Annotated in this window: 14 protein-coding genes and 6 pseudogenes; 6 read left to right on the top strand and 14 right to left on the bottom strand. The window is 68.7% G+C overall.

The annotated features are described in order from the left end of the window. Window positions 1-19 precede the first annotated feature (19 nt). From Pta02_RS30760 to Pta02_RS30735, 7 genes and pseudogenes are all read right to left on the bottom strand, one after another. A pseudogene (locus tag Pta02_RS30760) lies at window positions 20-388 on the bottom strand (IS982 family transposase); the annotation flags it as partial. 360 nt (window positions 389-748) lie between these two features. Beyond that, window positions 749-1,291, bottom strand: a pseudogene (locus Pta02_RS30755) (transposase family protein); the annotation flags it as partial. An 81-nt stretch (window positions 1,292-1,372) separates the two neighbouring features. After that, window positions 1,373-1,606, bottom strand: a pseudogene (locus Pta02_RS30750) (SRPBCC domain-containing protein); the annotation flags it as partial. A 93-nt stretch (window positions 1,607-1,699) separates the two neighbouring features. Then, window positions 1,700-2,572: an IS3 family transposase gene (locus tag Pta02_RS30745; protein WP_373872425.1), complete on the bottom strand. Its 873-nt coding sequence runs from the start codon at window positions 2,570-2,572 to the stop codon at window positions 1,700-1,702. Further along, entirely contained in the window at window positions 2,569-2,868 is a 300-nt protein-coding gene (locus Pta02_RS42380) for a transposase (RefSeq protein WP_373872426.1), read from the bottom strand. Before Pta02_RS42380 ends, Pta02_RS30745 begins: the two co-directional genes overlap by 4 nt. A 76-nt stretch (window positions 2,869-2,944) precedes the next feature. Next, window positions 2,945-3,124: pseudogene (locus tag Pta02_RS42375) on the bottom strand (SRPBCC domain-containing protein); the annotation flags it as partial. A 604-nt stretch (window positions 3,125-3,728) separates the two neighbouring features. Then, on the bottom strand, window positions 3,729-4,523 hold the full coding sequence (locus tag Pta02_RS30735) for an SAM-dependent methyltransferase (protein WP_203878478.1): 795 nt from the start codon (window positions 4,521-4,523) through the stop codon (window positions 3,729-3,731). Window positions 4,524-4,616: 93 nt separating this feature from the next. Between Pta02_RS30735 and Pta02_RS30730 the strand changes: the two genes are divergently transcribed. Further along, a complete protein-coding gene (locus tag Pta02_RS30730) occupies window positions 4,617-5,963 on the top strand; it encodes an MFS transporter (RefSeq protein WP_203878477.1) in 1,347 nt (448 codons plus the stop codon). A gap of 1,052 nt (window positions 5,964-7,015) precedes the next feature. Here Pta02_RS30730 and Pta02_RS30725 read toward each other — a convergent pair. Further along, window positions 7,016-7,342: pseudogene (locus tag Pta02_RS30725) on the bottom strand (STAS domain-containing protein); the annotation flags it as partial. Between the two features lie 918 nt (window positions 7,343-8,260). Here Pta02_RS30725 and Pta02_RS30720 point away from each other — a divergent pair. The 5 genes and pseudogenes from Pta02_RS30720 (at window position 8,261) to Pta02_RS30700 (ending at window position 11,700) form a co-directional block, all read left to right on the top strand. Beyond that, window positions 8,261-8,458: a helix-turn-helix domain-containing protein gene (locus tag Pta02_RS30720; protein ID WP_203878476.1), complete on the top strand. Its 198-nt coding sequence runs from the start codon at window positions 8,261-8,263 to the stop codon at window positions 8,456-8,458. A gap of 175 nt (window positions 8,459-8,633) precedes the next feature. Further along, window positions 8,634-8,922: pseudogene (locus Pta02_RS30715) on the top strand (transposase); the annotation flags it as partial. Window positions 8,923-9,053: 131 nt separating this feature from the next. Continuing rightward, window positions 9,054-9,413, top strand: coding sequence for a transposase (locus Pta02_RS30710; protein ID WP_203878474.1), 360 nt, complete (start codon window positions 9,054-9,056; stop codon window positions 9,411-9,413). Window positions 9,414-9,415: 2 nt separating this feature from the next. Beyond that, complete coding sequence (locus Pta02_RS30705) at window positions 9,416-10,312, top strand: IS3 family transposase (protein WP_203878473.1); 897 nt, start codon at window positions 9,416-9,418, stop codon at window positions 10,310-10,312. Continuing rightward, window positions 10,309-11,700, top strand: a complete 1,392-nt coding sequence (locus tag Pta02_RS30700; protein WP_203878472.1) for a hypothetical protein — start codon at window positions 10,309-10,311, stop codon at window positions 11,698-11,700. Before Pta02_RS30705 ends, Pta02_RS30700 begins: the two co-directional genes overlap by 4 nt. Window positions 11,701-11,738: 38 nt before the next feature. Here the strand turns inward: Pta02_RS30700 and Pta02_RS30695 are convergent, their stop codons facing one another. The 6 genes from Pta02_RS30695 to Pta02_RS30670 form a co-directional block, all read right to left on the bottom strand. After that, window positions 11,739-11,927, bottom strand: coding sequence for a site-specific integrase (locus Pta02_RS30695; protein WP_203878471.1), 189 nt, complete (start codon window positions 11,925-11,927; stop codon window positions 11,739-11,741). A 546-nt stretch (window positions 11,928-12,473) separates the two neighbouring features. Continuing rightward, a complete protein-coding gene (locus Pta02_RS30690; RefSeq protein ID WP_239131346.1) occupies window positions 12,474-12,980 on the bottom strand; it encodes a signal peptidase II in 507 nt (168 codons plus the stop codon). Between the two features lie 257 nt (window positions 12,981-13,237). Then, a complete protein-coding gene (locus tag Pta02_RS30685) occupies window positions 13,238-13,768 on the bottom strand; it encodes a hypothetical protein (RefSeq protein ID WP_203878470.1) in 531 nt (176 codons plus the stop codon). Continuing rightward, a complete protein-coding gene (locus tag Pta02_RS30680) occupies window positions 13,765-14,001 on the bottom strand; it encodes a hypothetical protein (protein ID WP_203878469.1) in 237 nt (78 codons plus the stop codon). The genes Pta02_RS30685 and Pta02_RS30680 overlap by 4 nt, the downstream gene beginning before the upstream one ends. Window positions 14,002-14,558: 557 nt before the next feature. Continuing rightward, the gene (locus Pta02_RS30675; RefSeq protein WP_203878468.1) at window positions 14,559-15,080 is read right to left on the bottom strand and encodes a hypothetical protein; all 522 of its coding nucleotides are present in this window, start codon (window positions 15,078-15,080) and stop codon (window positions 14,559-14,561) included. Window positions 15,081-15,427: 347 nt separating this feature from the next. Then, entirely contained in the window at window positions 15,428-15,982 is a 555-nt protein-coding gene (locus Pta02_RS30670) for a carboxymuconolactone decarboxylase family protein (protein ID WP_203878467.1), read from the bottom strand. Between the last annotated feature and the right edge of the window lie 6 nt (window positions 15,983-15,988).

Genomic DNA, 15,988 nt, shown 5'->3' with positions numbered 1-15,988 from the left:
ACGAAGTGTCACTGGAGTATTAGTGGTCGTAGGCGATCAGGGATCGTTTCACGGGTGCGCCGATGGTCCAGTTGTGCCAGATGACGACATTGAGAGCGAGGATGCGCTGGCTGATGCGGGCCCACAGGCCGTCGGGGTGGCGGGCGTTGTGGCGTTCGAGGCCGAGCTGGTTCTTCAGCGTCCAGATGATCGCTTCGATGCGCTGGCGTAGCCAGCCGGGAAAGGGCAGGGCGGGTGCGGGCTCGTCTTCGCGGGCCGGCCGGATCAACGGGTAACCCGGTTCGGCGGCGGCTTTCTCGATGCCGGCGCCGGCGAATCCCTTGTCACACACGATCGGGCACGGCCCGGGTGCGATCTGTTGGACGTGCAGCAGGTGCAGGGTGGCTATGACGGCTTGAACTGGCCCCACCCGGACGGCCCGACTTGGCCCCACCGGACACCGTTGTTGATCTCGGGAACTCGATGTCGGCCTGAAGTGGCCCCACCCCGGGACCACCGTCTGGAGGCCCTCATGAGCTCCACCGTCGTGGTCCGATGCGAGGGCGTCGCCCGCCTCGTGCGGTGCTGACCCCGGCGCCCGCTGGGCGGGTGATGCTCTCGCCCGGCAGGGGTTCGGGGACGGCAGTCCCCGAGTCCACAGACCGAACTGGTCGCGGCGTCCTTAAACGTCTCCGGGTGGGGCCGACTCAAGCCGTCACATCTCCCCGTCGAAGATCATCAAGTGGGGCCGAATGAAACCGTCCTAGCCATGCAGGGCTTGCTTGCGTTCGTCGAGGTCCTTGGGGCAGGCCAGGCTGAAGGCGGTCACCGCGCCGTCGGCGGTGGTGATCGGCATCAGCTTGGCGCCCCAGTAGAAGGCGTGGTGGGACTTGTCCATGCCGTATCCGGCGATCTCGCCCAGGCTGGACCGGTTGACCGTCACCCGCGAGGCGCCGCACCGGATCGGGGTGCCGTCCATCAGCCGCAGCGGTTCGTGCCAGGTGGGGATGTGGCGGGCGATCCACAAGGCCGCCGCCGACATCTGCGGGCCCAGATCGCGCAGCTGCCGGTTGTAGACCGCCTGGGAGGGCAGCCGCGGGAACAGGTGACCGATCCGGGCCGCTGCGATCCGCAGCCAGTAGCGCTCCTGATCGCAGCGCAGCAGGACCTGGGCCACCGCCACGACCACCGCCTCGGCCGGGGTCAGCACCGCGGGCCGGCCCCGTCGGCGAGGCCGTGCCCGCGAAGGCATCACGTGATCGTCCAGATAGACGTAGAGTGCGATCAGAAGGGCGTCTAAGTCTGTCTTCACACACCGACCATGGACGCCCTTCGTCATGCCCGCAGCCGATTCCCGAATTTCACATCAGCGATCTAGCGCAGCCGACTTGAGTCAGTCGGCTGTTTCGACGTACGAGGCCAGGTTGGCCAGTGAGGAGGTGATCCCGGCTTCGTGGTCTGCTTGGTCGATGCCCGGTGGCACGTCCGTGGCGGTGACGGTCACCTCGGTCCCGTCACCGACGGCGACCAGGTGCCAGGTCATAGTCATGGTGCCTGCGTACGACGGATCGTCGGCCTCGAACACCGCCCGCTGCACCACACGCTCCGGTGGCACCAGGTCGGCGAAGCCGACGTCGACGACATCCGTCGACTTTGAGGTCTTGCCGGGGCTGTCGGCGGTGAGCTTGCTCCGCTTTGGCGGACACCTTCGGTGTGGTGATCAGGCCGCGAAGGCGGCCTCGTAGGCGGCAGGGCTAACGTAGCCCAGACTGCTGTGCAGCCGGTGCAGGTTGTACCAGCCCTCGATGAACTCGAAGACCGCGCTGCGGGCGGCAGCCCGGCTGGGCCAGGGGCGATCACCGAGCAGTTCACCCTTCAGCGTGGCGAAGAACGACTCGGCCAGGGCGTTGTCCCAGCATTGGCCGGTCCGGCCGACCGACAGCCGGACCCCGAGCCGCTCGGCCAGCTCGGCGAACGCCCCGCTGGTGTACTGACAGCCGCGGTCCGAGTGGAAGATCACTTCTCGGACGGGGCGGCGCCGCCGGCAGGCCGCTTCCAAGGCGTCGGCGACCAGTTCGGTGCGCAGATGATCAGCAGTGGCCCAGCCCACCACCCGACGGGAGGCGATGTCGATGACCATGGCCAGATACAGCCAGCCCTCCTCGGTGGGCAGGTAAGTAATGTCGCCGCACCAGCGGGTATCGAGCGCGGCCGCATCCGGGCGAAAGTCCCGGCCGATGAGGTCGGGGCGCAGCGCGGCCTGCGGATCGGCGACGGTGGTCTGCTGTCGGCGGCGCCGGTGGCGGCCCTGCAGTCCGGCCGCGCGCATCAGCCGGGCCACACGGCGCCGGCCGCAGCCGGTGCCTTCCCGCTGCAAGAGCGCGTGGATGCGCGGAGCGCCGTAGATGCCGCGCGAGTGCCGATGGACCTCGGCGATGCGCTCGGCCAGGTGCGCATCGCGCACCGCGCGGGGACCGGCAATGGCCTGACGGCGGGCATAGAAGGCGGATCGGGAGACCTCCAGCAGCTCACACGCCCGTTTGACGTTGTGGCCGCCCTGCTTTTCCGCCTCGATGAAGGGATGCACCTTCACCGGGTCTCCTTGGCGAAGAAAGCCGTGGCCCGCTTGAGGATGTCGACGTCCTCGCGCAGGCGGCGGTTTTCTCGCCGCAGCGCGGCCAGCTCCTCGCGTTCGTCGCTGGTCAGCCCGTCCCGTCGACCGGTGTCGACCTCGGCCTGGCGGATCCACTCGCGTACCGCGGTCTCGGTCAGATCGAAGTCCTTGGCCACCTGGCCGATCGAACGGTCCCCGCGCTGACACAGCTCGACGATCTCCGCCTTGAACTCACGCGTGAACGAGCGGCGAGGACGCGGTTTCTTCTTCCCCATGTGCTCCATCATGGACATCCTTCCGGGGACGAGCCCCTGATCTCGGATGTCTGTCAAACCGGATCAAGCCCACGGAGTCGAGGTAGGTGAGGACCATCCGGAACCCGCCGCCAGGCCGGGGATCCCACCGCTCGATCCGCCCGCGCATGCCGGCCGGCGGCAGCCAGGCCTCCAGCGACTCCCGGTCGAGGAGGGCGCCGTAGACAGTCGCCGGTGATGCCGCGATGACCCGGCTGGCGCGGTCGGTCCTGCTCATGGCCCCAATCCTAGGATCGAAAAGTTCTGCTGAGCCCCTACTCATCGAACGAACCGCCGAAGCAACCAGCCAGGAATCAAGAGGCGACCAATGAGTCGCATGGCACCCCGATCCACAGGTCTTGACTATTCCCCCAGCGAATAGAACCCCAGCTGACCAGGCGATGGGAGTGACGACGGCGATGACCGACATAGACCGCACCACCCTGGCCGGACTCCTCGATGAGAGCACAAGGGAAACGAGTGCGGCATGTCGTCGTGCGCTTCTGCCCGGAGGACATCTCCAGGTCTGGCCCAAGCCCGTCTTGGCGGTCGGCCTCGTCGGCATCTACCGGCGTTGAAAGCGGTTGAGCCGCCGCAGGAATATCCCCTCCATCGGCTTTGCCGATTCTGCGCTCGGCTCGCCACCTGCGACCTTGATCGTGTTCTGCTCGGCTACACCAACAGCGTCGAGTCCACGTACCACTTTCAGGTCTTTCTAGCCCCGTGTGGAACGCATGTAATCGCCTGCCTTGGCATCAGCCGGCAGCGCAATACGCGGCCTGCGCACTCCTCGCCCGCCTGAGGCGGCCCGCGCAAGGTCTGCCCCGGGTGGGGGCGGGCGGTTACCCGCTGACATACCCGACCGCACCGAGGAAGTAGTCGCCGATGTCCCGGTAGGGGACCACCGTGCCTGGCTCCGGCCGCCACTCCGGCAGGTTCACCAGGCCAGGCTCGACCAGGGAGATGCCGTCGAGCAGGCGGGCGATCTCCGCGCCGGTCCGCGCCACGAACGGGGAGGACGCCCGCCGGTAGACGTCCGTGACGCCCTCGGCGGCCTCCGGGCGGGCGTCGATCGCGACGTGCGACAGGGCCAGGTAGCTGCCGGGCGGCAGTGCCCGCCGTAGTTCGGCGACGATGCGCTGCGGCCCCTCCTCGTCGGTGATGAAGTGCAGGATCGCCAGCAGCAAGACCGCGACCGGCCGGCCGAAGTCGATCGCCGCCCGGACGTCGGGATGGTCCAGGATCTCGCGGGGGCGGCGCGCGTCGCCCTCAACGATGGATGCATTCTCGTGCTTGCCGAGTATCGCCCGGCCGTGCACCAGGACCGTGGTGTCGTTGTCGACGTAGACGACGCGGGCGTCGGGGGCGGCGACCTGGTGGACGTTGCTCTGCGTGGGCAGTCCGGCGCCGATGTCGATGAACTGGCGGATGCCCTGACGGGTGAGGAAGTCCACGGCGCGGCCGAGGAAGGCGCGGTTGGCCCGGACGCTGTGGCGGATCTCCGGAACGAACGACAGCGCTTTTTCCGCGGCCTCGCGGTCGGCGGGGAAGTTGTCCTTGCCGCCCAGGTAGTAGTCGTACATGCGGGCGGCGTTGGGGAGATGTGTCTGGATGCCGGCAGGCGTCTGGTCGGTCACGGGCCGCTCCATGATCACGGTATTGGCGGAAATACCGTGAGCATAGTCACCGAACCGGTGGAGAAGCGGCCGAACAGCTGACAAGATCACGCCATGGTCGTCTCCCCCTCGCGCCGCCTCATCGGTCTGCGCCTCGCCGACGGCGTCACCCGGGGCAACATGCGGGCTTGTCTGTTCATGGCGTTCGCCTCGACCATGGTGATCTCCTTCCTCCCGGCCGCGCAGCCCTACATCCTGAGCGGAGTCCTCGGCGTTCCCGCACACGACCAGGGAAAGGCCGTCGGCCTGCTTGGTGTCGCCGCGGAGATCACCATGATCGCCAGTCTGGCCTGGTACGGGGCGCTCGCCGACCGGTACGGCAGGCGCCCCATCGCGGTGGCGGGTTTCGCCCTGTGCGCGCTCGGCACCGCGCTGTTCCCCTTCGCCGACTCCACCGCCGTGCTCGTCGCGCTCCGGGTCGTCTTCGCCCTCGGCGTCGCCGCCCTTACCGGGATGCTCTCCACGATCGCCGCCGACTACGTCCGCGACGGCTCCCGCGGCCGCTCCTATGGATTGGTGGGGCTGTTCAGCGGGCTCGGCGCCATGGTGGCGGTACTCGCCCTGGTGCGGCTGCCCCAGATCCTGGAAAGCGGCGGCACCGCCCCGGTCACCGCCGCCCGCCTGTCGTTCCTGGCCATCGCCGCAGCCGTGCTGGCGGTCGGCGCGCTGATGTGGTTCACCCTGTCGAAGGCGCGAGCTGCCCCCGCCGCCGCGCGGATCCCGCTGGCGCGGCTGATCGCCGAAGGTGTCGCCCTCGCCCGCGACCCCGGCGTCGCCCTGTCGTATGCGGCGGCGTTCGTCGCCCGCGCCGACCTGGCCGTGGTCGCCGGGTTCCTGTCGTTGTGGGTGAGCGAGCACGCGCTCGCCGAGGGCGCTCTGTCCGGCGCCGAAGCGCTTGCCCGCGCCGGGACCGTGGTCGGCATCGCCCAGACCGTTGCCATGCTCGGCGCCCCCCTCGTCGGCTGGCTCGGCGACCGGATGCGCCGCCAGGACGTGGTGATCCTCGCCCAGGGCCTGGCCGCCATCGCCTACCTGTCCACCGTACTGGTCGCCGACCCGCTCGGCTCCGGCATGATGGCCGTCGCCGTGCTCATCGGTCTGGGCGAGATCGCCGTGATCACCACCGCGGGGCCGCTTCTGGCCCAGCAGGCACCCGCCGCCGTGCGCGGCTCGGCCTACGGTGTGCAGACCCTCTGCGGGGCGCTCGGCATCCTGGTCGTCTCCGGCCTGGGCGGTTACCTCTACGACGCGTGGCGTCCCGCCGCGCCGTTCGTAGTCGCGGGCGTGGCCGGGCTGCTGGTCGTCGCCTTCGGCCTGCTGGTACGGCGCCGCGTCACGGCCCCTGGTGAGTCGTCGCCCGCCCAACGACAGGCTCCCGCCTTCCGCCCGGCACCGCCGTGATCGAGGCGGAGCCTTTCGACGCGCCGTGTACGGGGGATCCTTCGCCCTCCGGGAACACCTCCATCGGCGGATTCGACGACCGTTGTCCGACCAACGACGTCCTGCCTGCCTCTGAGGTCCGCAAGTGAACCCCGTGGCACCGGCACGTCACCATGGCCATGCTCGCGCCGGCGTTCTTGCCCCTCACGCGCGCCGCCCTGTCCGCCGGCGGTGAGGCCGTCGGCGAGGGGAAAGACCACCTGATACTCCTGGAGGCGTCGGCAGACCGAGGCTCGTGCGGCTGTCGCTGGTGAAGATCCGCCGGGTTCCGGCTCGGCTGCTCATACCGGCGGTCAACGCCATCGAGCACGCCCCGGCCTGGTCACACTTCCGGCGGCTCCACCGGACACGTGTTCTACTCCACGCAGGTGATCGAGTTACTCCGGTGCGTCGCGCTGGGCATCCCCCTGCGGGCCGGTCAAGCTCCGATCGTCGGGGTCTACCCTGCCAGGATGGCACAGCTGCCGGGCCAGCCCCGAACCACACCGGCAGACCTGATCATTGGCCGTGGCCCGTTGAAGCTCCTCCAGTGCCGCCGCCGGATCGCGAAACAAGACAGGGTTTTGCTCCCAGTGGGCCAGCTCGAGCTGGGTGAGATTCCGTACGACGATCGAGTCGTCGAATTTCACCAACATGACCGAGCCGATCTGTATGACGGCTTTCGAGGTCTTCTCCAGGGCGGTTATCATTTTCGCCACCGCATCCCCTTGCGCGGCATCGACTTCCGCCTGAGGTTTCAATAGGGCCTGCATCTCGATGGCCCGGGTGATTTTGGCAAGCGCTTCATCAACCGTGGGAACGGCGTCACTCTTGTGGAAACGTCCCCGGAGCTCTCTGAACCATGACCCGGTGACGGGAGGAAGGCGATCGAACACATCTATGCGGAAGCTCGCGGCGAGACCTTCCACGCCCTCTTCTATGGTGCGATGTCCTTCTTCGTCCGTCAGGTAAATCCGGATCGGTACGTCCAGAGGCCTTTCGCCCTGCTTCTCGGCGGAAAGGCGGTGCGCCGCCAGGGCTTCGGCGGTCGAGGTGTAGATGCCGAAAACCTTACTCAGCCCGGTGATCTTGAAGATCTTCAGGATGCGCTCCTGGGTGCACACCAGCTCCAGGGAGCCGTCGTGCGCCCGGACCCGCTTGAGCCCGCCGACCAGGACGCCCAGAGCAGTGGAGTCCAGGAAGTCCACCTTCTCCATGTTGAGCAGGAGGTGGAAGTGCCCCTCACCGACGAGGCCGATGAGAAGCTCACGCAACTTGGGCGCGGTGTAGACATCGACCTCACCCGCGACCTCAACGATGGTGAGACCACCCTCGAAACGGTGCTCCAACTTCAGGTCCACAGGCTCTCCCGCATCGGTATTTGGTATCTCCGAGGCCTCACCCAAAAATCGTGCGGCCAGGATGTCATTGGGCCATCTGTACCTACGTCCCGGCATCAGGAACCGCTCCCGTGGCCGGCACACCTCCACCCATCCGTTGACCTGCCGTCCCCCCGCCGGTCTGCATCCGGCGGCCCTGCACGCCGTCGCACTTTCCTGCCTGGCCCGGGACGACAGGCTCCTTCCATGCGCCCGGCCAGCCAGCCGGCACAGCCCCGGTCGGCGGTGAGGTGAGCACGTCAGGCTCTACCGTAGGCCCGCAGCCGAGAGGTTGACAGCCGGTTGTGCTGCACCGCGCGGACATGAGCCTTCGGAGTGGGCGCGCTTCCCCTCGCCGGATCAGGCAGCGCACGCCCGCAGCGCCTGACCCGCGCTGGCCTGGATGCTGGGCCCGGGCACTCTGTAGGTGCTGGAACACGTGGACGGCGTACGGCTCAGCGGACGTGCTGCCTACGATCACGCCGCCCTCGACCTCTCAGCGGCACCGCCGACCGACCCCAACAAGCTGACGGCCAAGGACCGGGCGGCCGCGGTGGTGGCCGTTCGCGGCAACATCCTGGCCATCACCACCGGCCTGGCCGCGCTGGTCGTGGTGATCTACACCGCACGCAAAGCCAACACCGCCCGGTGCACTGACCGCCTCAGGTCCATCCATACCTTGAGCATTCGCCACACATCGGTCGAGGTGTCGGTCAGCGCCCGGTGCTGCCTGCGACGACGACACCGACGCGGCAAGGGCCGGATCCGGCTCCCCGGCTTGCGCGACGGCGCACTGCTGGCCGTGCTGTACTCCACCGGCCTGCGCCGCGCCGAGCTCGCCGCCAGCGCAGGCGCAGTAGCGCAGCTTCCCGAGTCCCAGGCCGAGTCAGAGCCCATACGGTGCCGGCCCACAAACAGGAGCACATCGCCGAGGCCGTCGGCACCAGCGCCCGGGCCATCCAGTACGCTTTTCGCCGCCACCACGACACCACCCCCACCGGCTACCTGGCCCGGGTGCGACTCGAGCGCGCTCACCGCGAGCTGCAGGCCGTCGACCCCAGCGCCGGCACCACCGTGGCGGCCATCGCCCACCGCTAGGGCTTTGCCTCCCCGGGCCGCTTCGCCGCCGCCTACCGCACCACCTGTGGCCGCACCCCGTCTGCCACCCTGCGCACCTGATCTGCCCGCCGGACGCAGCCGTCCGGCACCCCAGCTCACCGGCGCGCCGTGGGCGTTCACCTGCCTGCGGCAGCTGCCCGGCCGGGCCGGGCAATGGCGCCGCATCGCCCGGTTCGTCGACGACCTGCTGGCCGATGCCGAGATCCGCCGGGTGATCTGTTCGACCAACGCCATCGAGTCGGCGGGTGCCCGCATCCGGCGAGCGGTCAAGGCCTGTGGGCACTTCCGCAGGCGAGCAGGCCGCGCTCAAGTGCGTCTACATGGCGATCATGAGCCTGGACCCGACCGGCGAGGGCCGCAAACGCTGGGTCACCCGCTGGAAGGCCGCGCTGAACGCCTTCGCCGTCACCTTCGACGGCCGCCTGACTCCGACCACCCGATAATCAAACAAGATCGAGATGTACCACTGACTGGACACACCCGTCCTTGCATCATCCGGTGGATCCGAAGCCTCCAGTCCACCTTGGACTTCCCCTCATAGCGTGGAGACCCGAACCTGAGAGAAGGTTGGGTCGTGGCAAGCAAGAGGCGCCGGTTTGATCCGGAGTTTCGGGCGGGCGCGGTGCGCGTCGTCAAGGAGACCGGCAAGCCCGTCGCGCAGGTCGCGCGGGACCTGGGGATCAACCCCTACACCCTGCACAACTGCATGCACATGGACCGGCTCACCGCCCGGCACGCGACCGGCGATGGGGCCACGGCGCCGGAGTCGGCGCAGGAGGAACTGGCCCGGCTGCGGGCTGAAAAGGCCGAGCTGGAGCGCGAGCTCGCGCAGAAGAAGACGGCCTGGGACAAGGAACGCGCCGAGCTGGAAGATGAGCGTGATGTGCTCAAGCGCTCGGTGGTCTTGTGGGTTCGAGAGGTGATGGGCCGATAAGCGTGGCGGCCTTCATCCGCTCCCAGAAGACCGAGTACGGCATCAGCCACGTCACCTCCTGCCGGGCGCTGGGAGTCTCGCAGTCCTGGTTCTACAAGTGGAAGGACCGTGCCCCGACGCCGCGCCAGCGGCGGCGCGCCGACCTGGATGCGGCGATCGAGAAGCACTTCACCGCCTCCGGCGGCACCTATGGCTCCGCGCGCATCACACGTGACCTGTGGGAAGAGGGATGGAGGGTCTCCGAGAACACGGTCGCGGCACGGATGGCCACCCTCGGCCTGGTGGCCCGGGTGCGCCGCAAGCCGCGCTCGCTGACTCGGCCGGGCACGCGGCCGGCTGCGCCGGACCTGGTGCATCGCCAGTTCACCGCGATCGCGCCCGATGTGCTGTGGTGCGGTGATGTCACCGAGATCGGCACCGACGAGGGCACGCTGTATCTGGCCACGGTGGAGGATCTGTTCTCCCGCCGGCTGCTCGGCTATGCGATGAGTGAGCACCATGATGCCGCGTTGACGGTCGCCTCCTTGCAGATGGCGGTCGCCACCCGGGGCGGAAGCGTGGACGGGGTGATCTTTCATTCGGACCGCGGCTCGGAATACAGTGCGGCCGCCTACCAGAGCGCCTGTCGGCGCAGCGGGGTGGTGCAGTCGATGGGCCGGGTCGGCTGCGTGCTCGACAACGCGGCCGCCGAGGCGTTCAACAGCACGCTGAAGGTCGAGTTCGTTTACCGGCACCGGTTCCGCAGCCGGGCCGAGGCTCGGGTGCGGATCGCGACCTGGATCGCGGACTTCTACAACACGCGCAGGCGGCACAGCGCCAACGACGGCTTGGAGTGTCGAAGGTGTTCAGCGATGTTCGAACTCAGGGCGGATGAGGATAAAACGGGAGGGGAACGGTGAACATCCTGTCGGGCCTGGCCGCCAACCCTGCGCTGCCGACAAGCCTCATGCTCCGCATGCTCCAACCCACAGCGATGGCCGACGCGCTGCCATACCTGGCGTGGCGCTCTCACTTGCCGGAGCAGGTGGTGGAAGCCTTCATCGGTCACCGCGACGCCACGGTCAGGGAGTGCTTCGCAGTCAACCCACACGTCTCGGCGGAGACTCGGTCGAAGCTTGCACGGGATCCTGTTCTCCGCGTGCGCCGGGCCCTGGCCGCGGGCCCAGAGTGGCGCCGCTTCCAACGCCGGACCACGCCGTTGACCGATGCCGCCTACGGCCTCCTGACCCATGACCCGTGTATCGAGGTCCGGTGTGAGCTGGCTCGGAACTGGCAGACTCCCGCTCCCGTTCTGACCGTGCTGGCGGCAGATCCAGAGCCCGAAGTACGGAGAACGATGTGCCCCGGCTGGGACCGGCTTCCCGAACATGCCAAAGCAGCCCTCCTTGATGATGTGGATCCGTCGGTACGGCGAGCAGCCTGGTTGAGGGCCTACCGGGAGCGGCCGGAACTGCTCGATGCGATCCTCGCAGGTGACGATGCGGCGCAGATCGTGGGGGAGGCGCCGTTACCCAGGGCGATGGCCGAAAGCTACGCCCGCAGCGATGACCCCGGGCATCGTCACCTGGCCGCCGGGAACCCGCATCTGGATCGCGACCTGGTGGAAGAGTTGTCCGCCGATCCGGATCCGCGGGTGCGCTTGATGATCTCGCTCCGCCCGGAACTCACCGAAGCCAAGCGTTCGGCCATCGCGTATGACCCCGAGCTGTATCAGGTGCACGTCCCGCTGTCGTGGATCCGGGACCGGTTCACCGACGCCTCCGCGATGGTCCACTATGCGCGATCGGCCCATGTGGTGCTGCGCCGCAGCGTCGCCTGCAACCCGGACCTCGGGCCGGACCTGGTCGAGCGGCTCGCCCACGATGACGATCCGGCGGTCCGGCTCCTCTTAGCTGAACATCACCCGGACGCCCCCGCCGCCCTGCTGCTGCGGGTGGTCATGGATGACGCCGGATACTCGGAAGGCGAACTGACCGGCCGTCCCCGCTTTCCAGGGGCGGGCCTGGCCCGTTTCGCTGACTCACCGCACTCACGCGAACGGCGCCTGGTCGTGCTGGATCCACAGGCTTCCGCAGACGTCATCGAGAGGCTGAGCCATGACGAGGAACGGAGGGTCCGGATGGCCATGGCCCGGGATCCGCGCCTGCCCGTTCCCCGGATACTGGCGCTCCTCCGCGACTCCGATGACCAAGTCGCATTCTCGGCAGCAGCCAACCCCGCGCTACCGGCGGGGGCCATGGCTCAGCTCGTCCAGACTGCCGGTGAGACGGAGGGCCGTCTCTGGTGAGAGTCGGCAGGTCTGTCAGCCCTCACCAGGAGCAGCGATCATTTCTCTTCCCGGGCGCGGTCCATCCGGTCGATCCACACTTCGTCGTAGCCGGACATGCAGCGGTGGTAGATGCGCTGCAAGACCTCGACGCTGTGGCCGGCCCACTCGGCAATCTGGGCGGCCGGAATGCCCGCAGACAGGCGCCAGGTGACCCCGGCATGGCGCAGGTCGTACGGCCGACCCATCAGCGGGGGGCGAGCTGCTCGGGCGGGATGGGGATCGGCCGTACGGTCTTCTTCGAGCGCCCCTTAAGCGAGCGGTCGTTGTGGAGCGCGCCGTTGTCGGTGTAGTCCTTACCGACCTCGGGGGTGGAGGCTTCCAGGATGATCTTGCCCCACCCCGACTCGGGCAGCTGGCAGTCGGCCCGGCGGAGCCGGGTGCATCATCGCGTAGTGCGTGCAGCCGTAGAAGGCCCCAAACCGTGGTCCCTGACGGCGGCTCGCGTAGCTGCAGACGTCGAGGGCGCCGGTGATTTGCTCGGGGTTGGCCACGGCGCGCGGAGCGATGGGGCTGCCGATGTCCTGCTGGGTTCCATTCGGTATGTAAGGCGCGCAGGCAGCGCCGTGACTGCAGGCGAGGAGGGGTCGCGGAGGGGTCGCTCATGAAGCGGCCGGGGGAGTTGTTGCCGCGATCTCCCTGTCGATGTGTGGCACCCCTGTCCCTGGCCGGTGCGGGAGATGCTGTCAGGCGTGACGATGGCCGCTCTTCGTGTTCTCGACCAGGCCGTCGGGTCAGGCGCTGCTCGCAGTGCTCCCGGAGGGGGCGGGGGCATCGGTGCCCGTGTCCGGTGCGCCGTCGAGGGAGATGCCCCGTGCGCTGAGCAGCATCACGAAGGCGCAGCTTCCGACGAGGGCGATGTCAGCGAGATTGCCGACGAACAGTCCGCCGTAGTCGATGAAGTCGACGACGTGGCCCCGGGCGAAGCCGGGCGGCCGGAACAGACGGTCCAGCAGGTGAGAGGTGGCGCCGCCCAGCAGCGCACCCAACGCCACGGTCCAGGCCGTCGAGCGCAGCCGCCGCCCGACGTACGCGATGCCGGCCACGGCCACAGCCGCCGCCAGGGTGAACACCCACGTCGCCCCCTCGCCGATCGAGAAGGCGGCACCCGGGTTGAACAACAGCCGCAGCTGAATCACCCCCGGGATCACCGAGACGGGTTCTCGGTCGGTCAGCGCCGAGATCGCCCACAACTTGGAGGCCTGGTCGGCGAGAAGAACCATGCCGGCCAGCACGAGCATCCACCCGTACGGCCGCATTCCTCGTCTTGCTGCGCGCGCGCTTCGTTCGTCCGACATGCCTACCTCGCGATCGTGGGATCGAGCACAGCAAATCTATCGATATCGACCTGTTGGTGGATATGGCGATGACAGCCCGCCCCTCACCCCCGTGTACCGGAGCAAGGAGTCCGCGACGGCCAGGGCCAGTGCCCATCCGGCGGGTACGTCGCTCGGCACACCTGTACACGGGGAGGTCTGCCTCTTGGCAGGTCGGTGGGTTACCGGGTGGTCCAGGCGATGATCGGGCCGGTGTGCTCCGGCAACAGGACGATGAACTCGCCGAAGGGTTGGACAACCCGGGCGATGCCGATGCGGTCATGAGTGGCGAGCAGGTTTTTCACGGTCTCCGCTCCGTCGGTGATGCGGTCGGCGTGCGCATGGATGGCGATTCTGTCTGCTGGTCCGCTGATCCAGATGCCGATCTCGGCGCCGTCGCGCAGCACGTTGAGCAGCCAGGTCCGTAAGGCGCCGGGTGCGGCCGTCAGGACCTTGTCGTGCAGGCGTTCTTGGGCGCAGGCGACGGAGGGCGCTGCCGCGGCCCTCTGGCGGCACCGTGGACAAGCTCGGGGGTCGTCGGTTCTGAAGAGGTGCCGATGGATGTCGAGCTGGGCTTCCGGGATGCCGCACAAGGTGGCCTGGTCGGCTCCGAGCGCGTGCTCTGCTTCTGGAGACCGGCGGTGTTCGGCGGCTGCGAACCTGGCCGGCTCTCTCGCTGAGGCGAACGACCATCCCTCGTTGTCTGCGGTCATCGGTCACCACCATGGGCATACGGGTCCTTGGCGAGGGCGAGGGCGAGGGCGAGGGCGAGGGCGAGGGCGAGGGCGAGTTCGATGCGGCGGCGGGTGAGGTCCGCCTCAACGATCTCCATGGCGAGAACGTCGCCGGTCTCCACGGTGAGATCGGGAAGTTCCGCGGTGGGCGGCAGGCCCCCGAAGCCGTGACGGGTGTCTTCGACGCAGATGAAGACGCCCAGGGGAGTCACCTTGGTGACGGGGCCGGTGACGGTCTGGCCGATCTGCTCTTGCAGGGCGGGGAAGGGATCCGCCTGCAGCGACTTGAGCGACAGCGGGTCGCATCGGCGACCTGCTCCTGAGTGCGGGCCAGCACCGCACCGCCGTAGGCGGCCGCGGACGCGCTCGCATACGGAATCGCCTGCCCGGCCACGACCACCGGCTCGGTGCTCATCGCCCGACCCCTCCTGCCTGCCGGTCCGCCCCGCTGCGGTGAGCGGGCCATCGCCCGCCGTCACTCGGACTGTAGGTCCACATCCACCGCAAGGGCGGGCAAATCCACCGGCGTTTCCGAAACACCCATGCCCTGGACGAACGCCTCGACGACCGGGCGAGGGGTGAGCATGCTTCCAGTTTTCCAACCGGCCACGAGACGGCCGTGCCGACGCCGACCGGCCTCTGCGCATCGAGATGCACAGGTCCATCGGGTTTCGGTTGTCGGTCGCGCGGACCATGAGCGGGGACCACAAGATCAGCTGCCCCCTGTCGCGCGTCCGGCTGTCATCGGTGGAGCCGTGGGTGGCGAGGCTCATTCGCCGGTATCGGCGAACAGCGTCATCATGCTCTGCTGCAAGGAGATGGGGTCGGTCACCGTGTATCGCCCCTCACCCGGCCGGGACGGAGCACTCAGCGGCTTGTCGGGATGCCCGCGGGCCACCAGCCTGACCTGGCGGGCCGGATCCGGCAGGTGGGTCAGGCCCCACACGCTGAAGCGGGCGTGGCGAAACCGCACGCCGCCGGCAGCCGGACGGCCGGCCAGCTGCCGCGCCGTCGGCGGAAGCGGGAAACGCCCGGCGTAGAACTCGATGACGGGGCACTGGCCGCCCTTGTCGTCGTGCAGCTGCAGGACGAAGGCCGCGTGGAAGGCTGCGTCGAGTTCGATGGAGACGACATCGGCGGGCCGCAGGAAGGTCACCGCCCGGCGCCGGACCTCGGCCGGTGTTCCGCCGATCTCCCGCAGCCGCCGGCCCACCCAGCCGGCCAGATCCTCATCCATCGCCTGGACCAGCGTGGGGACGGCGAGTTCGTCCAGGATCTGTTTGTGCCGCATGGCGTCAGCATGGCAGGCGGCGGCTGCGCCGGCGTGGCCGGGCTGCGCTGGAGGATCTTCCAGTGATGTTGATAGGGCACTTGCGGCACAGGCATCTCGGTGGGGCTGCGCAGGCCGGTTGACTCACTCAATGTCACCCCGTCATCGAAAGCGGGCCGGAGCCGGTTGTCGTCAGTGGCCGTCTGCTGCTTCCCGCGCTCGCCGGTCTCGCCGCTCTCACGCGTGGGTGCCGTGCAGGGCTCTGCGGACCGACCTCGCGGGATCGGCCGTTCCAGGGGGCGAACGCTCCGTGCGCATCGCGCGTCCCGGGGCGGCAGGCGGTGCCCGCCGCCCCGGGACGCGGCGGGTCAGGCGGTGGCGCGGGCGTGGGGCAGGACGAGCGGCCATTCCACGTCGACGGCGAGGGTCTCGTTGACGTAGTTGGTGAAGACGTTGCGGGCGACGTTCGCCACGGTCTCGACGATCTCCTCATCGGTCAGGCCCGCTTGCCGGGCCCCTTCGAAGTCGTCCTGGCTGAGGTGTCCCCGGTCCTTGGCGATGGCCACGGCCAGGCGCAGGATCGCCGCGGACTTCGGATCGTCGCTTTCGCCGCGCCGGGCGGCTTCGATCTCCTCCTCCGGAAGCCTGGCCACGTTGCGCGACACCATGGTGTGCGCCGACAGGCAGTAGGAGCAGCCGTTCAGTTCGGCCACCGCGAGCGCGATCCGCTCCTGGTCCGCGGCGCGCAGCACGCCTTCCTTCAGCGCGCCGAACAACCCGAGGAAGCCCCGCAGTGCGGCAGGGCTGTTGGCCAGGGCCTTGGCCATATTGGGAACCACGCCCATCGTCTGCTTGGTCGCCTGCAGCAACTCGGCGGGCGCTCCGGTCGCGGTGGCCGGGTCGATCAGGTTCACGCGGGCCATCACAAG

The organism is Paraplanobispora takensis (assembly GCF_016863195.1).
Taxonomy (GTDB): Bacteria; Actinomycetota; Actinomycetes; order Streptosporangiales; family Streptosporangiaceae; genus Planobispora; species Planobispora takensis.
The sequence above is the reverse complement of the archived record's forward strand: the minus strand, read 5'-3'. Positions and strand labels throughout refer to the sequence as shown.